This window comes from Micromonospora sp. NPDC051300, assembly GCF_044455315.1.
Lineage (GTDB): Bacteria > Actinomycetota > Actinomycetes > Mycobacteriales > Micromonosporaceae > Micromonospora > Micromonospora robiginosa.
Genome location: NZ_JBITEP010000017.1, coordinates 12,491 through 27,985, shown reverse-complemented (window position 1 = coordinate 27,985; position 15,495 = coordinate 12,491). Strand labels below are relative to the sequence as shown.

The window sequence follows — 15,495 nt, the reverse complement described above, 5'->3', positions numbered from 1 at the left end:
TGGACACCGTCCTGGCTGGAGGTCATTACCCTGCTGGGTTTGAGCTATGACCCGTACTTCTGGGCGTCCGGTGCCGCGCGGGGGTACGCCGGCCGACGTCCCACAGCGGTCGGACGATGCCCTCGCGCGGGATCGGTGTCTGCCGGCCGCCGTCGACGGGGGACAGGAGGCGCAGCTCGGCGCGGACGATCAGCAGATCCCACCACACCGTCGGCGGCCGCCAGTCGGTGTGGAGGTCCGCCAGGAGGTCGAGCGCGATCTCCCACTCGCCATGGTCGAGATACTCGCGTACGTCGGCAGCGGTCACGCCGGCGTCGTTGACCACGTCGTCCGGAACCATGGCCTCGGCCCGAGCGAGCAGATCGGCGACATCCACGCGGGCATTGTTCATCGTCGTCGGTGGGCGCCGGCGATGCCTCCGGGTGGAATATGCTGCGCCGGCAGTGACGGGGAGGGTGACATGCGACGGTGGCGGCTCCGGGTGGCGGTGGCCGCCTCGGCCGGGGCGGTGACGGCGATGGCGGGCTGTGGGGCGCCGGCGGGGCTGGACGGCGATCTGACCGACGACTGGCGGCCGGCCGCCGCGGCCGTGCAGTTCACCCCGAAGGTGGGCGACTGCCACGTGATCGCCGATCCGTCGAGTTACCTGACCAGCTACCAGCCGGTCGACTGCGCGCGGCAGCATCTGCTGGAGACCTTCTATCTGGGCACGTTCACCGGCGCGGTGGCCGAACGGGACACCCCGCCCACGGTGGGCTCGGCGGTGCTGCGACCGGCGTTCGCGGAGTGCGACGCGAAGGCGACCACGTTCGTCGGCGGCGACTGGCGGGGCGCCCGCCTGACGGTGCAGGTCGCGCCCCCGTCGCCGGGCGGGTGGCAGGGCGGCAGCCGCTGGTTCCGGTGCGACATCTTCGAACTGGACACGGCCGACGGCGGCTCCGCGCAGCGGCATCCGAACGACCACCCGGTGCAGCACGCCGGCAGCCTGCGGGGCGCGTTGACGGGCCCGTCGCCGTTGGCGTTCGGGTGCCTGAACGAGGACCGGTACGGCGCCTTCGCACAGACCGGCTGCGCCCGGCCGCACACGTTCGAGTACGTCGGCTCGTGGACGGCGCCCGGCACCTCGTACGCGGATGCGGGCCGCGACGAGGACGGCGTGCACGCGAAGTGCCGGGTCCTCGTGGCCCGGTACGCGAAGGTCCCGGTCGACGGTGCGCTGCGCTACCGGGCGGGCACGTCGTACCTGGTGCCGTCGGCGGAGGCGTGGGCGCGCGGTGACCGGGGGGTCCGCTGTTTCTACTGGTCCGGGGGGCCGAAGGTGACCCGCTCGATCAAGGGCGGTGGCACAAAGGCGCTGCCGGTCGGCTGAGATCGGTGCGCCGCCGCAGCCGATGACGTGCTGCCGATGCCCGTCGTCGGTCGCGCGCCGGTGCCCGGGTGACCTCGGCGCGCGGTCGCCCGGGCACCGCGGGCTACGCCGTCGGCCTGGCGCGGTGCAGGATCTCGGCCAGCTCGGCCGGTCGGCTGAGCATCGGCCAGTGCCACGTCGGCAGTTCCTCGTACCGCCACGACTCACCGGCCAGGTGCCGGCACAGCGGCACGGCGGCGGCCATCTCGCGGGCCTGCGCGGCGGTGAAGCTCGACAGCACGCCGAGGCGGGGCAGTTTCTCCCACGCCCCGGTGAGCCGCACCGGACTGGTGGCGGTCGCCCAGGGTTGGGCCACGGACCGCTCGGTGAGCAGCGCGACGACCGATTCGTCCACGTCCGCTGCTCCCGCCGCCAGGTCGGCCCACGGCGGGGGCGGCAGCCGCCAGCCGTCGCCGTGCTCGGCGACCGCCGCCGCGTGGTGTTCACGCTGTTGCGGTGGGTTGAAGTCGTCGTTCGCCGCGCCGTCGGGTAGCGGGCCGGTGTCGACGAAGACCAGTTGGGCGATGCGGTCGGTCATGCGGTCGGCGGCGGCGGTCGTCACGACCGCGCCGGCGTAGCTGTGCCCGACGAGGACCACGTCGTGCAGGTCCTCGTAACGAAGCAGGTTGACCACGTCGGTGACGTGGACGTCGAGGTCGGTGTCCGGGCGGGCCAGGTGGGCGCGCTCGCCCATGCCGGTCAGGCTCAGCGGGAACACCTCGTGGCCGTGCTGACGCAGGGCGGCGGTGACCGGGCGCCAGGCCCACGCGCCGAGCCAGAATCCGGGAACAAGTACGAAGGTCGTCATGCCGGACACGCTACGATCAATACCGGACAGATTCCGCCCGGAATGGGAGATCGACTTTTGGCCCGGCCCACCGCACGTGTCCTGGCGTTGCTGGAGATCCTCCAGGCCGGTGGCGCCCGCACCGTCGCCGACCTGGCCGGTCGACTCGACGTCGACGAGCGCACGGTCCGCCGCTACGCCGCGCACCTCGCCGACCTCGGCATCCCGGTCGAGGCACGGCGCGGCCGCTACGGCGGGTACCGGCTCGCGCCCGGCTACAAGCTGCCGCCGCTCATGCTCACCGACGAGGAGGCGGTCGCCGTCATGCTCGGGCTCGTCGCCGCCACCCGGGCAGGGCTGGTCACCGCCGAGGGCGCGGCCGCCGAGAGCGCGACCGCGAAGATCCGCCGGGTCCTGCCGGCCGTCCTCGCCCGGCGCATCGACTCGCTGCTCGACACCGTGGACTTCACCGCACCGGCCCGCAGGCCCGTTCCGCCCGGCATCGAGGTGCTGCTGGTGCTCGCCGAGGCGGCCCGACACCAGCAGCCGGTGAGCATCACCTACACCACCTGGCGCGGCCGGTCCGGCGAGCGGCAGCTCGACCCGTACGGGCTGGTCTTCCACGCCGGCCGCTGGTACGTCACCGGCCACGACCACGACCGCCGGGCCGTACGGACGTTCCGGCTCGACCGCATCGGGACGGCCCGCCGCACCGAGGGCGGGTTCGAGGTCCCGGCCGGCTTCGACCCCACCACGCAGGTACTCGCCAGTCTGGCGGCCGTGCCGTACGCGCACGACATCTCCGTGGTCCTGCACACGAGCCTCGGGGAGGCGCGGCGCCGGATCCCGCCCTCGGTCGGCACGCTCACCGAGGTGCCCGACGGAGTGCGCCTCACCACCCGGGTCGAACGGCTCGACGGGGCGGCGCAGATGCTCGCCGGGCTCGGCTGGCCGTTCACGATCGACCGGCCGGGCGAACTCACGGACGAGGTCCGCGCCCTGGCGGCCCGACTGCTCACTGACGCCGACAGGTAGTTAGGAGTCTGGCCGGCCATGGTCCGGACGCGCACTCTGGTCCAATACCTCGGTGGGTGAAAGTCCTTTGAACGCTCGTGTGCGCGCGGTTGCCGCGGACGACACGATTCCGCACTCCTACTTCGTGTTCGCAGACGGGCGGCTGTCGAGGGTGGGTCCGGGAAGCACCGAGGCCGTGCTGGTCGCCGAGGTGCCGGACACCCGGGAGCGTGGACCGGGCACGGGCGACGGAAGGCTGGCGGACAGGGAGCTGGAACTCGGGATCTATGTGCACGGCCCCTGGGTGTGCGTGACTGAACGATTCGGCGTCAACGCGTCGCTGATCAACACCGTCACCGGAGCAGTTCGTGGGCTGAGCCGCGCCGACTACCACTCGGACGTCTCGAGTTACTCCATCGGCTTCCTCGATCGGGACGGGCGCACCCTGCTGGTCGCGCAGACGCAATGGAACCGACTGGACGTCTTCGACGCCGAGACCGGTGCGAACCTGACCGAGCGTGAAGTGTTCATCCGGGACTCCGGGCGATGCGACGAAGACGGTAGCGGTACGGCGCCGCACGTCGGGCGGACCAACTTCTCGATCTACACGGATCCACCCGGGAGCGAGCGCGGCGGGGCAGTTCAATCGAACCAGTTGAAGAGCAGGTCGCCGAGCCGGCTCGGCTGGTGGTAGGCGACATCCCGGCGCTCTTCCGCGGTGAGACGGCGCAGGTGTCGGTCATCGAGTGGTTGATTCAGCTCTGCCGCGGTCGCGACCCGCAGCCCTGCGCGGCGGTAGACGACCCCGCCGGGGACGTCGACGAACACCGCGTCGAGCATGAGGGAATCCTGCTGTTCAGCCCCCGCGACCAGGAAGGCCGCGGCATTGAAGAGGATCCGCAACGGCATGTCGTCACGGAGTCGCACACCGACCCGGTAGTGATTTCGGCCAACCGTCGGCTCCTCGACCGAGGTCGCGACCACACCCCCGAGTGCCCTGATGCTGTCGTGCACCATCGCCAGCCAGGTGGCACCGGCCGTCCGGTCCAGGTGCGGTCTGGTCACTCCCGCCCGCAGCAGATGGGTGATCTCCACGCGGGGATTATCCGCCGCGAACGGGATCGAGCCGGTTGACTTCGATGTCACGACGAGGGTCGATGCGTCCGCGGAAGCTCGGCTTCGGACGGTTACGGCTGCGCGGCGGAAGGGTGAGGTGTACGCCGACTCGACATCGAGGATGTCGATCCGCAGCACGTGGGACCCGGGCGGCGCCGTGGCGACGGTGCGGGCGGTGTCAGATGGCTGCGCGTTCCCATGGGCGCTCGATCCACGGATTGTCGTCGAGGTAGGCCGTCAGCCTGGGAAAGCGTTGTCTGGTGCGGGACTCGTCGGTCAGATCGGCCGGAGTTCCGAGCGGTGTGTCGGGTCCGGAGGGCCCGTCGATGGCGAAGGGCGCCCCGGTGACGGCGATGTACGCCTCGAGCGGGAGGCCGCAGAACCAGTCGATGCGGGCGTTGTGCCGGTCGGGCGCCAACTCGACCAAGCTGTCAGGGTCGTCCTGGACGCGCCGTATGGTTCGCCGCCCGTGCGACACGATCCAGTTCTGTGCGGCGAGGAAGTCGTCGTCGTCGATGGGGCCGAGGAGCAGCGTCGCCGCGTCCCGGACCGGCCAGCGGTAGAGCTCGTCCTGGGCCTGGAACCAGAGTTCCTCGAACTGCTCGATCTCGTTCGGTGTCAACGCGCGAAGCCGGCGAAGGAGCGCCTGAGCGACGAGTTCGGTGTCACTGCCCGCCTCAGCCCGCGCCTCCTCGACGAGGTGCCAGAAGACCGCCTGTTCCACCGCCGGACCGTACCGGATCGGTCGTACGCGCGTCGGTCCCGGCTCGGCGCGATTCACGATCAGGCATTCGTATCTGCGGGACCCCTGCAACTGCGGCAGGTCTCGGGCGCGTCCGGACCCACTGATCAGAGAAGGCGATCGCTGGCGATGATCGAAGCGTTCGATCGCCGCCCGGCACTGATCCTCGCCCACACCACAACGGGGACGAGTGCCACGGATACGATCACCGAGCTTGCGCGGTGGTTTCTGTCATGGCCTTGCGGACCTCGAGGAACTGGGCGGTGCGGTCGGCCTGCGGGCGGGACGACACGAAGGCGACGATGCCTACTGTCTGGTCGTCGGCCCAGGCGCAGGTGACGAGGAAGCTCTCGTCCTCGGTACGGCCTTGACCGCAGCGCGCGGTGCCACCGAGTTCCCCGGGGTCGACGGGCTCGGGGGTCTTGATGCGGTACGGCTGGAGGACACGTTCGACCATCCCCCGCTGGTCGGTGACGGTGCCGGAGACGCCGGTGATGAAGACCATGTCGGCGTCCGGTCCGTTGTCGCCGTAGGCCCAGCCGACGGCGCTCGTGGCGGGGGCGACCTCTCGCTTGAGGATGTCGAGGTGTTGTTTGGCGACCCCGGTGGAGATGCGGTCCATGCTCTTCGGCAGGCCGAGCAGCGTCTCCGGCATGCGCAGCTTGCGGACGGCCGGCGAGGGTGGTGCGGGAACCGTGGCCGCCGTCGACGGCGGGGCGTCGGTCTCCGGGGTGCACGCGGCGGTGGGCAGCAGGAACGTCAGTAGCGCGGCGGCTGAGAGGAAAGGCTTCCTGGTGCTTGTCGTCATCGCTGTCACGTCCGTCGTCGATCCGGTCTGGTCTGCGATGCAGAGGGTACGGCCCGCGGTCTCCGAGCGAGCAGCGCCGGTAGCTCGGATAGAGTCGTGGCGTGACGACGCCCGCCGGCTCCGGGGCCGGCAGCGTGTGGCAGCAGCAGGGGTACGCTCCGGCGAATCCCCGGTGGCTGCTCCGGGGCGATGTCGGCCTCGACGGCACCTACGGGGACGAGGTGCTGCTGGCCAGGTGTGTGGAGATCGACGGATTGTTCGTCGACCTGCCTCCGCGAGCGCGGGAACGATTCACCCTCGTCGGCTGCGTGCCGGACGGCGCGCTCGCCGACCTGCTCGACCGGGTGCCCGCCGAGGCCCCCGGCACGGACCGGTCCTGGCTCGGCAACGTCGCGATAACGGAGCCTCCGCCATCGCCGGACAGGTCGCCGTCCTGGATGGGCGAGGACCTCGGCGACGTGGTCGTGCTCGGACACCGGCCGAGCCGCACGGTGCCGGAAGCAGTGGACATCGACCTCGACGGGTTCGTCCACGTCTACGACCGGACGGACGCCGTCGTGCGTCCCGGCGACGTTCCCGGATTCGTCCTCCTGGGTGGTGACCAGACGGCGTACGGCACGTGCCGGGACGTCGGCGGCGTGTTCCGTGCACAGGCCCCACCGTTGGTGCCGCGGGTCCGGCTCCTCGGCTGCCGGCCGCAGGCGCCACTGCTGGCGGCGCTCGACGCGGTCGGGCAGGCGACGACGGCCAGCCTGCGTCGACGTCGCATCCGCGCGGAGGCGCACACGATCACGGCCGACGGCTCGGCCCACCGGGTGATCGACGCGGTGGTGTCCGGCACGGTCGGGTCGGCCGAGCCGTCACGGTTCGGAGGCGGGCTGCTCGACGTGACAGTCGACAGCGACCCGCGGGAACCGCTGCCCGTGGGAGTCCTCGACATCCTCACCCACTGGCACCACGGACCACCCGTACAGAAGAACATGTGGTCCGACCACTGCCGAGAGCTACGGCACCAGTGGGTCATGGTGGCGCTCGCCCACCAGTCCGTTGCCCGGGACCGACCGGCCGGCACCACCTACGACCTCGACGGCCGGTACGTCACCGACATCGAGGGGTTCTACTGCGCGCTCGGTGAGGCGATCAACGGCCCGGGTGGATACTTCGGCTGCAACCTCGACGCCTTCGTCGACTGCCTCCGCGGGAGCTTCGGCGCGTCGACGCCGTTCCGGCTGGTGTGGCACGACTCGGCCGTCGCTCGTGATCATCTTGTCGCCGGCTACGACCGGCGGCGTCTCGCACCGGCGGTGACCGTGGAGTGCCTGCTCGGCATCTTCGCGGACCATGACGTCGAGATCGACCTTCGCTGAGCCGGCCCGCCGCCACCACGCGGGGAGCAGTTGGTCATGGCGCCGGTGACCCCGCCCGCCGGGTCGAGGTCGGCGGCCGGTCCAGGAGGGCGCCCCGCTGAGCTGCGGATTCGTCGGTCAGTCGATAGATGCCCTGGAGGCTGACGGAGCGTTTGGCCCGGAACGGGTGTTCCGACCGGGTGAGGGTGTCGCCGTCGCGTCGCTCCCTAGGACGTGAACCGCGGCACCACGTCGGCGAGCGCCCGGTCGAGGATTTCCAGGCCCAGGTCCAGCTCGGTGTGGGTGGAGGTGAGCGCCGGCGCGATGCGGAAGACGCCGCCCATGCCGGGCAGCTGCACCACGTTCATGTGCAGGCCCAGCTCCAGGCACCGCGCGGTCACCGCGGCGCCCAGCGCGTCGGCCGGGCGTCTCGACTCCCGGTCGCTGACCAGCTCGAGCCCGACAAGCAGCCCGCGGCCGCGCACATCACCGACCACCGGGTGCCGTTCGCCGATCTCGAGCAGGCCCTTTCGGAGGTACGCGCCCAGGTGCGCCGCCTGTTCGTCGAGCCGGTCGGCCTCCAGCACGTTCAGGACCGTGTTGCCGACCGCGGCCACCAGCGGGTCCGAGACGTGTGTGGTGAAGAAGAGGAAACCGCGCTCGTGTGCGGTGTGCTCGATCTCCGGGCTGGTCACCACCGCGGCCAGCGGCAGCCCGGCGCCGAGGGTCTTGGACAGGGTCAGGATGTCCGGCACGACGCCGTCACGCTGGAACGCGTACCACTCGCCGGTGCGGCACAGGCCGGTCTGTGCCTCGTCGAGGATCAACAGCCCGCCGCGTTCGTGCACTCTGTCGCGCAGCGTGGCGAGATAACCCGGCGGTAGGTCGATCACGCCGCCGGAGCTGAGGATCGGCTCGACGACGCACGCCGCCAGACTGCCCACCGACTGGGCGTCGAACAGCTCGAACGAGAACTCCAGTTGACGCCGCCAGTCCAGCTCGCCGTCGGGAAGCGTGAAGTCGGGCCGGTACGCGTTCGGCGTGGGGATCGCGAAGTTGCCGGGCGCCGCCGGCCCGTACCCCTTGCGCCCCGAGCTGTAGGTGGCGCTCGCCGCCGCCTGCGTCATCCCGTGCCACGACCGGGCGAACGAGATGATCTCGTGCCGGCCGGTGACCAGCTTCGCCATCCGGATCGCCGCCTCGTTGGACTCCGCGCCGGTGGTGAGCAGCAGGACCTTCTCCAGCGGCGCGGGCAGGGAGTCGGCGAGGCGACGGGCCAGCTCCACCACGGGCCGGCTCAGCATGCCGCTGAACAGGTGGTCGAGGGTGGCGGCCTGGTGCCGGATCGTGGCGACGACGGCGGAGTGGGAGTGACCGAGGATGGCACTCATCTGCCCGGACGTGAAGTCGAGCAGGCGACGGCCGTCTGCGGTGAACAGGAAACTGCCTTCGGCACGCTCGATGATCTCGCGTACGAAGCTGCCCGCGCCGATGTAGCGGACCAGGTGACGATCGGCGTCGGACCAGAACGAGTCAGTCATGAGCCGACGCTAGGCAGTGCCGGGCAGGCACGTCCATGGCACATTTCCGCTGTCGGGTCCGGGAGATCCTCGCGGCGATGGACGCGGCCGAGGCGGAGCTGGAGCCGCACGAGAGCACGCCGGCGCCGCGTGACACTCCTGCTTACGCGGGTAGGCGGATCAGGAGCGGTCGGGGCTGACCTCGTGCATCGTTCCGTCCGGTCCCAGGCGGTACCTCCGCGGGGGTCCCATGTTCCGCAGTGCCTCCGCGTAGGCGGCCTCACGGGCGGCCCGTTCCTCGCCGGACGGGTCGGTCACGCGAAAGCCGTGTAGATGGACAGAGTCGGCGTCGATGTCGTCGGGGGAGGGAAGGCCCTCGATGATGAAGCCGAACAGCGCACGCAACGCTTCCTCGCCGAGGTCGAGGGGATGAAACGGCAGCGGGTAGGGGTCCTGGTTGTGCCAGCCTGGTACGGGCTCGACGGGATGCTCACCGGCCCAGTACGGCAGTTCGAAGTCGTACGGCTCGCCGATGCTCTCCTGGATGCCGCCGTCCGGCGACAGGCTCAGCGATCGGATCAGAACCCCGTCCTCCCACACCGCAAAACCGAGCCAGTCCACGACCGAGTGCATCCCGTGCATGATGATTCGCCGGCCCGCTCCAGCTCGGCGCAGGTGCTCCGGTAGCTGGGATGGGCGATCGAGCACGAGCCGTCGGTCGCACAACAGCTCGGCCCCGGCCAGGACGGTGGCGTACATCAGGTCATCTGGCGGATACGTGCCATCGAGCAACGTGTTGTCATCGGCGGGTTCGACGACGTAGCCGGGGTGGACTCGACGCACCGACGCCTCGGCCTCGGCTCGCTCCGACCTCTTGGCGCCACGCAGCGCCGGACGGATGTCGCCGTCGGTAAACGCCAGCAGCGCTGTCTTCGCGCCCACGTCGCACCTCCCAGTTCTGTGCCAGGCCCCCCGCATGACAACTGGCGGACATGATCGTCTAGCCGAAGGTGTCACAGACGTCCTGAGACCGATCTGCAACCAAGGTCCTGAGACCCGACGCGGCCTGCAGCCGGCCTGCCTCCGTCGGGTGATGCGCGACAGTCGTCCGCCGACTGATCTCCGATGCGGTACGAATGCGGACTTGGATGCCGGTGGGAGGTTCGCGGCGGGGCTCGGCCGTGGGTCATCGTCTGGCTTCGTGGCTGGCTGGATCTTGGGACCGGTTACGAGCCTGTACCACCTGTGCGGCGGGTTCGGCACCTGACGAACGCGCGCAACCCCCATTCTTCGCTGCACCGGCCGCTCGTCACGCGCCGTGACGCCCGGTCGGCCGCAGGTCAGTGCCCGGACAATCGGTCAGCACCCCGTATGCTCCCGATGATGACGCTCGTCGCCACACGAACCGCCCTGATCGTCGTGGATCTCATGCCACGTATCGTGGAACAGGATCTGGGCCCGCACAGCGGCGTCGATGTGGTGACTCGGGCGGCCAGACTGGCCGCTGCTTTCCGGCGGGTCGGTGGCACGGTGGTGTTGGTGCGGGTGGAACGCCCGAACGTCGCCGAACAGCCGCCCGGCAGCGGATTCGTACCGGAGATGGAACCGCAGGAAGGCGACGTCGTGGTGGTGAAACGAACGGTGGGCGCCTTCTATGGCACCGACCTGGCCGATCGGCTGCGTGAACGCGACATCGACACTGTCGTCATGGTCGGGCTGGCCACGACGATGGGCGTCGAGTCGACCGCGCGGGCGGCCAGCGACCACGGGTTCCGGGTGGTGTTCGCCGCCGACGCGATGAGCGGTATGACGGCGAGCGAACATGAACACGCGCTTACCGTGGTGCTGCCCCGGTTCGGGGACGTGAGCAACACCGAACACGTGTTGGCTCAGCTGTGATCGATGCCGGCCGGGTGGCCGTGCCGCATCCTCATCTCTTCAGATCCGTGCGCTCACGCTCCGCCGACCTGCAGCTAGGTCCAAGCCGCCGCCGCGCGTCACCTGGCATCCCATGCGGCAGCGAGGCAGTGGCAGGCCGGCAGTGAGCCGACACCGCCGGAGTTCGGGGGCGACGCCGCGTCAGGCCCGGCTCAGGCCGAGCGCCTCGTCCACCCGGTCCAGCACCGTCACGTCGTCGTGGCCGACGCCGCGCAGCAGGTCGATCGCCGTCGCCCGGATCTGACCGACGATCATCGTGACCGGCAGCGGAGGATCGGTTCGCAGCAGACCCGCGGCGATCCCGACCGCCTCCAGGGCCGCCGCGTCGGCCTGCTGCGCGTGCCGGTCGGCGTCGGCGCCGCTGAGGTCGGAGGCCAGCGCCTCCCCGGCGGAGCGTACGGCGGCGGTCAGCGCGCCGATCGCGGCGGCCAGCTCCGGCGGGGTGGCGGTGTGCCGGCGGGTCAGGGTCACGCCGGCCCGGGCCAGCACCCGGATGTTGCGGGCGGCGTAGTCGAGCTGCCGAAACGTGGCCTCCACCTCGACGAGCTTGCCCAGGTGCCGGCGGCGCAGTCCGAGCCGGAGCGTCTCACCGGTGGCGAGCAGGGCGGCCTGCATCTCGGCGACGCAGTCGTCGACCTGCCGGGCCTGGTCCAGCGCGGCGCGGGCGGCGTCCTCGTCGCAACCCCGCAGCGCCGTGCTCACCTCCTCCAGCAGGTCGGCCAGGTCGCTGTAGCTGCGCCGGGCCTGCGCCACCAGCGGGGCCAGCGGATCGCGGGCGGCCATGAGCTGGGTGGCGGCCAGCGCCACCGCGCCGCCGACGAGCGCGTCGACGAAGCGGAACGGCATCAGCGTCCCGTGCGGCGCGGCGACCACGACGAGGTACATGGCCGAGACGGTGGCCTGCACGACCAGGGCCCGGCGGGCCCCGATGACGACGAGCGTCGTGGTCGTCAGCACCAGCACCAGCAGGACCGTGCCGGTGCCCGGGCCCAGCGCGTACACCAGCAGTTCCGCGACGAGCACGGCGGCGGCCACCGCGAGCAGGATCTCGACGGTCTGCCGCAGCCGTCGACCGCGGGACTCGCCGAGCACGACGAGCGCGGCGGTCGGGGCGTAGAACGGATCCGGGTGGCGGATCACCACCGCCGCCAGGATCCAGGCGACCGCGGCGGCGACGGTCAGCTCGACAACGGTCATCCCGTCGCCGCGTAACCGCGCGACGGCGTCGTGTCCCCAGTTCCGCACCGGTGGTACCCCTCGTGCCGGGGCGGACTGGGCACCGGCCGCCTACTGATCTTCGGGGAGGGCCACTACCCCGCCCGTGACCTGCTCAATCACCCCGGTGGCCGGCGACATCGGCCTGGGTGAGCCCGCCGAGCGGATGGGGCGCCTGGCGCGGTTCCTCAGCCCCCGGCACGCCCCGACGAGTCCTCGCGCACCGCCGGCCGTCGCGCCAGGGTCACGACCATGGCGGTGTCGTGCCGGTCCGGGCGGCGATCAGCGGAGAATGCCTGCGGGCGTGGGCGACCTGCCACCGCAGGTTCGGCGGTTCGTGCCCACCGGGGCCGGCGCGGTCGTGTGCGGCCAGCGCGTCCTTGACGCCGAGGAGCAGCCACGCCCAGTAGGTCGGCTGCACGAGGTGCCACTCGAGCTCCGACAGGGCCCGCACCTCGTCGTACCCGCGCAGCACGTCGTCCTGGTGTCCGCGCCACGGCAGCGCGAAGTCGGCCACCTGGAACGTGTGGTGGGTGGCCTCGAAGTCGAGCAGGCCGGTCAGCCGCCCGCCGGCGAACAGCAGCTTCCACGGCGTGAAGTCACCGTGGATGACGCTGCGCGGCACATCCGGGTCAGGATGCTCGGCGAACCACGTCGCCGCCGCTTCGCGGCAGCGCCGCAGCACGCCCCCTGATCCGGGTTCGCCATCTCGTGGCGCCGCAGCAGGCGTGCCAACTCGGGGTCGGCGACGACCTCGGCGGGCGCGGAGAAGCCGCCGCGCTGATCGTCGATGCCGGTGGCCGCCGCGGTCGCGTGGAACTCCGCCAGCAACCGCCCACGGGCGCGCCGCTCGGCGGACCGGTCCGGCCCGGCGGGCAGAGCGGATCGTCCGGGTAGCCGGCGGAACAGCACCCACGCGCCGTGCGCGTCGATCAGCGGCTCCTCGACCGGTTCCGGGGTGGGCCAGCCCGACTCCCGCACCGCGGCCATGACTCGCAGCAGGTAGCGCCAGTCGGGACAGGTCGCGTCGTCGAAGTACTTCACGATCGTCGCGGCGCCGTCCCGGGTGGCTTCCCAGGTGCCGCTCGACCGGTCCGCGAGCACCGGCCCGGGCGTCAGCCGCCACCGCGCGCACACCTCGGGATCGATCCCCGAAGCCGTACGCGGTCGCGCCCCACCGGTCACCCTGCCCCGGTCCGCCTCGGACACCCGCCCGCCTCCGATCGGTGCAGTCGTCGTCACCGCCGACAGCTCTGCCGAACAATGGTGTACCCGAGCCGCCGGCGGTCACTCCGCAGGACGGGCGAGCTCGTCGTGCGGCAGCGGGACACCGACGTGGGCCGATTGCCGATAGTGTTCTCGTCCACACCGTCCGCGTGTCCCGAAGGGTGCTGTCATGAGCGTTCGTCGTCGGCTGTCGCGAACTGTCGCCGCCGCGCTGGTCCTCGTCGCCGGCGTGGCCGTTCCCGCCGTTCCCGCCGCGGCGGCGAAGCGGGGCCCGGACCTCACGGTCGACGCCTCCGGAACGACGATCCCGCTGGGCGTCGAGCGGAAGGTCGTCCAGCTCAAGGTCAGCAACCGGGGGGACGCGACCCCGCGCGAGGTCGTCGTCCGGGTCCGTCAGCCGGCGGAGGGCCCCGACCCCCTGCCGGTCGCCCTGATCTGGCATGCCGGCGGCGGTGTGGGGGAGTGCGACGGCGACTTCGGGGGGTTCTACTGCCAACTGGTGCCGGAGCTGATCCCCGGGCCGGGCGAGACCGCCGACGTTCCCATCGACGCGGCCGTCTTCGGGGCCGCCGGGCCCTACCAGGGCACATTCGAGGTGTCGGTCACCCTCGGGTCGGACAAGGACGCGAATCCGGCCGACAACACCAGATCCTTCCCGCTGACGCTTGTCGACAACCGCGGCGCCGACCTCTCGGTGGTCGCCCGCGACGTGAAGCAGTCCGTGCGCGTCGGCGCCGGCGGCAGGCCCGAGCCCACCGGGACGCTGAACCCCGGTGAGACGGGCGCGGTGTGGCACACCGTCGCCAACCAGGGCCGCACGGCGGTCAGCGGGGTGCGGGTCACGCTGCGCCTGCCCCGGGGCGTGGCCTTCACCAGCCCGCCGAGCCAGTGTGTGCTCGGCGACGCCGGGCGCTCGGCGGTCTGCTCCTATCCGGACCTCACCCTCGTGCCGGCCGTCGAGGACACCGACCCGAACGACACGGTCTACTCGGCGGTCGAGCTGTTCAACCTGGTGACGACCCCGGCGTCGGCCACCGCGCCGGCGACGGTGGGCGGCGGGACCGTGCGGGTGGAGGGCCTCGCCGAGCGGCCGACGAACGAGCGCTCCACGCCCGTGCGCACCCGGCTGCCCGCGAACGCGGTGGCCGCACCGGCGCCCGACGTGGACCCCGGCGACAACCGGGACGGCTTCGCCGTGGTGCTGGCCGCGAAGGCCGGCGGCGGCGACGGCGATAGCGGCGATGGTGGCCATGGCGGCGACAGCGGTACCGGCAACGGCGGCGCCGGTGGCGGTGACGGCGGGTTGCCGGTCACCGGTCCGCAGGCCGGGCTGATCGGCGGAATCGGGGTCACGGCGCTGGCGGCCGGTGCGGTCCTGTTCCTCGCCGCCCGACGTCGCCGGATGGTCCTGGTGACCCCCGAGGACGAGAGGCCGACCGCCTGACCCGCTCCGGCGGCCCGGTCACCGACGAGACCGCCGTCACCCACCCGGCCCGCCACCCGCGCCCCGAGCACTGACTACGATGGCCGCAGCGCTGGTTCACCCGGTCGGCGACGGCCGGGTGTCGTAAGAGGGAACCCGGTGGAAGTCCGGGACTGCCCCGCAGCGGTGAGTGGGAACGACCGCCGTCATCAGCACTGGGCCCGTAACGGTCTGGGAAGCGACGGCCAGTAGGCGACCGAACCCGGTCCGGCCCGCGAGTCCGAAGACCTGCCCGCGTCGCGCGCACCACCGGTGCGCGCTGCCGTCGACCTCGCGGGTGGGTCCGGGCGGGTGACACGTCGTACGCGATCCGTCGGCGTGCCCTCGACGCGTGCCCTCCGGTCGGCGGTCCGCCGCATCGAGGACGGACCCGCACAGTGCCCGACACCATCACGCTCGCCGGCCGACCACCGTCGGCGTCGCGCCTGACCCTGTCGCAGATCATGGACCAGCACCACACCAACCTGATGGGTACGGTGCACGGCGGCCGGATCCTCAACCTGATCGACTCGGTCGCCGGGGTGGTCGCCGCGCGCCACTCCGACGGCCCGGCGGTCACCGCCGCCATCGACGAGACCGCGTTCCTGCGTGCGGTCCGGGTGGGCGACGCGGTCCACGTCGACGCCCGGATCACCTGGGCCGGCCGCAGCTCCATGGAGGTGGCGGTGAAGGTCCGCGCGGACCGCTGGGACCGGGCGGTGCCGCCGGTCGACGTGGCGACGGCGCATCTGGTGATGGTGGCCGTGGACGATCGCGGCGATCCCCGCCCGGTACCGCCGCTGCTGCCGGAGACCGACGGGGACCGGCGGCGCTACCGGGAGGCGCGGATCCGGCGGGAGCACCGGCTGTCGCTGCGGCGGGCGCTGCTCGACGGCGCCGGGGAGGGCTGAG

The 15,495-nt window shown here is 71.9% G+C and carries 16 protein-coding genes and 1 riboswitch; of the genes, 7 read left to right on the top strand and 9 right to left on the bottom strand.

Features of this window, described 5'->3' with window-relative positions:
* Nucleotides 1–25: 25 nt before the first annotated feature.
* Nucleotides 26–376, bottom strand: coding sequence for a hypothetical protein (locus tag ACIA5A_RS19470; RefSeq protein WP_396763906.1), 351 nt, complete (start codon nt 374–376; stop codon nt 26–28).
* A gap of 84 nt (nt 377–460) precedes the next feature.
* Here ACIA5A_RS19470 and ACIA5A_RS19465 point away from each other — a divergent pair, with 84 nt between their 5' ends.
* Nucleotides 461–1,369, top strand: coding sequence for a septum formation family protein (locus ACIA5A_RS19465; protein WP_396763904.1), 909 nt, complete (start codon nt 461–463; stop codon nt 1,367–1,369).
* A 103-nt stretch (nt 1,370–1,472) separates the two neighbouring features.
* On the opposite strand, the gene ACIA5A_RS19460 is transcribed toward ACIA5A_RS19465, so the two are convergent.
* Entirely contained in the window at nt 1,473–2,216 is a 744-nt protein-coding gene (locus ACIA5A_RS19460) for an alpha/beta fold hydrolase (RefSeq protein WP_396763902.1), read from the bottom strand.
* 57 nt (nt 2,217–2,273) lie between these two features.
* Here ACIA5A_RS19460 and ACIA5A_RS19455 point away from each other — a divergent pair, with 57 nt between their 5' ends.
* Nucleotides 2,274–3,230, top strand: a complete 957-nt coding sequence (locus tag ACIA5A_RS19455; RefSeq protein WP_396764219.1) for a helix-turn-helix transcriptional regulator — start codon at nt 2,274–2,276, stop codon at nt 3,228–3,230.
* A gap of 52 nt (nt 3,231–3,282) precedes the next feature.
* Nucleotides 3,283–3,903: a hypothetical protein gene (locus ACIA5A_RS19450; RefSeq protein ID WP_396763899.1), complete on the top strand. Its 621-nt coding sequence runs from the start codon at nt 3,283–3,285 to the stop codon at nt 3,901–3,903.
* Here ACIA5A_RS19450 and ACIA5A_RS19445 read toward each other — a convergent pair.
* The 3 genes from ACIA5A_RS19445 to ACIA5A_RS19435 all read right to left on the bottom strand — a co-directional run bounded on the left by ACIA5A_RS19445 (nt 3,852) and on the right by ACIA5A_RS19435 (nt 5,875).
* A complete protein-coding gene (locus ACIA5A_RS19445) occupies nt 3,852–4,463 on the bottom strand; it encodes a hypothetical protein (protein ID WP_396763896.1) in 612 nt (203 codons plus the stop codon). The two genes, ACIA5A_RS19450 and ACIA5A_RS19445, sit on opposite strands and share 52 nt — an antisense overlap.
* Before the next feature lie 40 nt (nt 4,464–4,503).
* A complete protein-coding gene (locus ACIA5A_RS19440; protein ID WP_396763893.1) occupies nt 4,504–5,049 on the bottom strand; it encodes a DUF4240 domain-containing protein in 546 nt (181 codons plus the stop codon).
* Between the two features lie 223 nt (nt 5,050–5,272).
* Nucleotides 5,273–5,875: a hypothetical protein gene (locus tag ACIA5A_RS19435; RefSeq protein WP_396763890.1), complete on the bottom strand. Its 603-nt coding sequence runs from the start codon at nt 5,873–5,875 to the stop codon at nt 5,273–5,275.
* A 101-nt stretch (nt 5,876–5,976) separates the two neighbouring features.
* Here ACIA5A_RS19435 and ACIA5A_RS19430 point away from each other — a divergent pair, with 101 nt between their 5' ends.
* Entirely contained in the window at nt 5,977–7,242 is a 1,266-nt protein-coding gene (locus ACIA5A_RS19430) for a barstar family protein (RefSeq protein ID WP_396763887.1), read from the top strand.
* 206 nt (nt 7,243–7,448) lie between these two features.
* Here the strand turns inward: ACIA5A_RS19430 and ACIA5A_RS19425 are convergent, their stop codons facing one another.
* Both ACIA5A_RS19425 and ACIA5A_RS19420 read right to left on the bottom strand, forming a co-directional pair.
* Nucleotides 7,449–8,762 (bottom strand): aspartate aminotransferase family protein, encoded by a 1,314-nt coding sequence (locus ACIA5A_RS19425; RefSeq protein ID WP_396763884.1) that lies wholly within the window; start codon nt 8,760–8,762, stop codon nt 7,449–7,451.
* 159 nt (nt 8,763–8,921) lie between these two features.
* Entirely contained in the window at nt 8,922–9,683 is a 762-nt protein-coding gene (locus ACIA5A_RS19420; RefSeq protein ID WP_396763881.1) for a DUF6928 family protein, read from the bottom strand.
* Nucleotides 9,684–10,124: 441 nt separating this feature from the next.
* Between ACIA5A_RS19420 and ACIA5A_RS19415 the strand changes: the two genes are divergently transcribed.
* A complete protein-coding gene (locus tag ACIA5A_RS19415) occupies nt 10,125–10,640 on the top strand; it encodes an isochorismatase family protein (protein ID WP_396763878.1) in 516 nt (171 codons plus the stop codon).
* A gap of 180 nt (nt 10,641–10,820) precedes the next feature.
* On the opposite strand, the gene ACIA5A_RS19410 is transcribed toward ACIA5A_RS19415, so the two are convergent.
* Nucleotides 10,821–11,924, bottom strand: coding sequence for an FUSC family protein (locus tag ACIA5A_RS19410; RefSeq protein WP_396763875.1), 1,104 nt, complete (start codon nt 11,922–11,924; stop codon nt 10,821–10,823).
* Between the two features lie 214 nt (nt 11,925–12,138).
* Nucleotides 12,139–12,810 carry a phosphotransferase gene (locus ACIA5A_RS19405; protein ID WP_396764216.1) on the bottom strand — a complete coding sequence of 224 codons (672 nt, stop codon included), beginning with the start codon at nt 12,808–12,810 and terminating at the stop codon, nt 12,139–12,141.
* A gap of 480 nt (nt 12,811–13,290) precedes the next feature.
* Here ACIA5A_RS19405 and ACIA5A_RS19400 point away from each other — a divergent pair, with 480 nt between their 5' ends.
* Nucleotides 13,291–14,565, top strand: coding sequence for a hypothetical protein (locus ACIA5A_RS19400; RefSeq protein WP_396763872.1), 1,275 nt, complete (start codon nt 13,291–13,293; stop codon nt 14,563–14,565).
* A 75-nt stretch (nt 14,566–14,640) separates the two neighbouring features.
* Nucleotides 14,641–14,855: riboswitch (cobalamin riboswitch) on the top strand.
* 126 nt (nt 14,856–14,981) lie between these two features.
* Nucleotides 14,982–15,494 (top strand): acyl-CoA thioesterase, encoded by a 513-nt coding sequence (locus ACIA5A_RS19395; RefSeq protein ID WP_396763869.1) that lies wholly within the window; start codon nt 14,982–14,984, stop codon nt 15,492–15,494.
* The last annotated feature ends 1 nt before the right edge of the window (nt 15,495 follow it).

Excerpts from the sequence above, each read along its gene's own strand:
- ACIA5A_RS19425 (WP_396763884.1), bottom strand. The coding sequence starts at position 8,762 with ATGACTGACTCGTTCTGGTCCGACGCCGATCGTCACCTGGTCCGCTAC.
- ACIA5A_RS19460 (WP_396763902.1), bottom strand. The coding sequence starts at position 2,216 with ATGACGACCTTCGTACTTGTTCCCGGATTCTGGCTCGGCGCGTGGGCC.
- ACIA5A_RS19435 (WP_396763890.1), bottom strand. The coding sequence starts at position 5,875 with ATGACGACAAGCACCAGGAAGCCTTTCCTCTCAGCCGCCGCGCTACTG.
- ACIA5A_RS19415 (WP_396763878.1), top strand. The coding sequence starts at position 10,125 with ATGACGCTCGTCGCCACACGAACCGCCCTGATCGTCGTGGATCTCATG.
- ACIA5A_RS19465 (WP_396763904.1), top strand. The coding sequence starts at position 461 with ATGCGACGGTGGCGGCTCCGGGTGGCGGTGGCCGCCTCGGCCGGGGCG.
- ACIA5A_RS19400 (WP_396763872.1), top strand. The coding sequence starts at position 13,291 with ATGAGCGTTCGTCGTCGGCTGTCGCGAACTGTCGCCGCCGCGCTGGTC.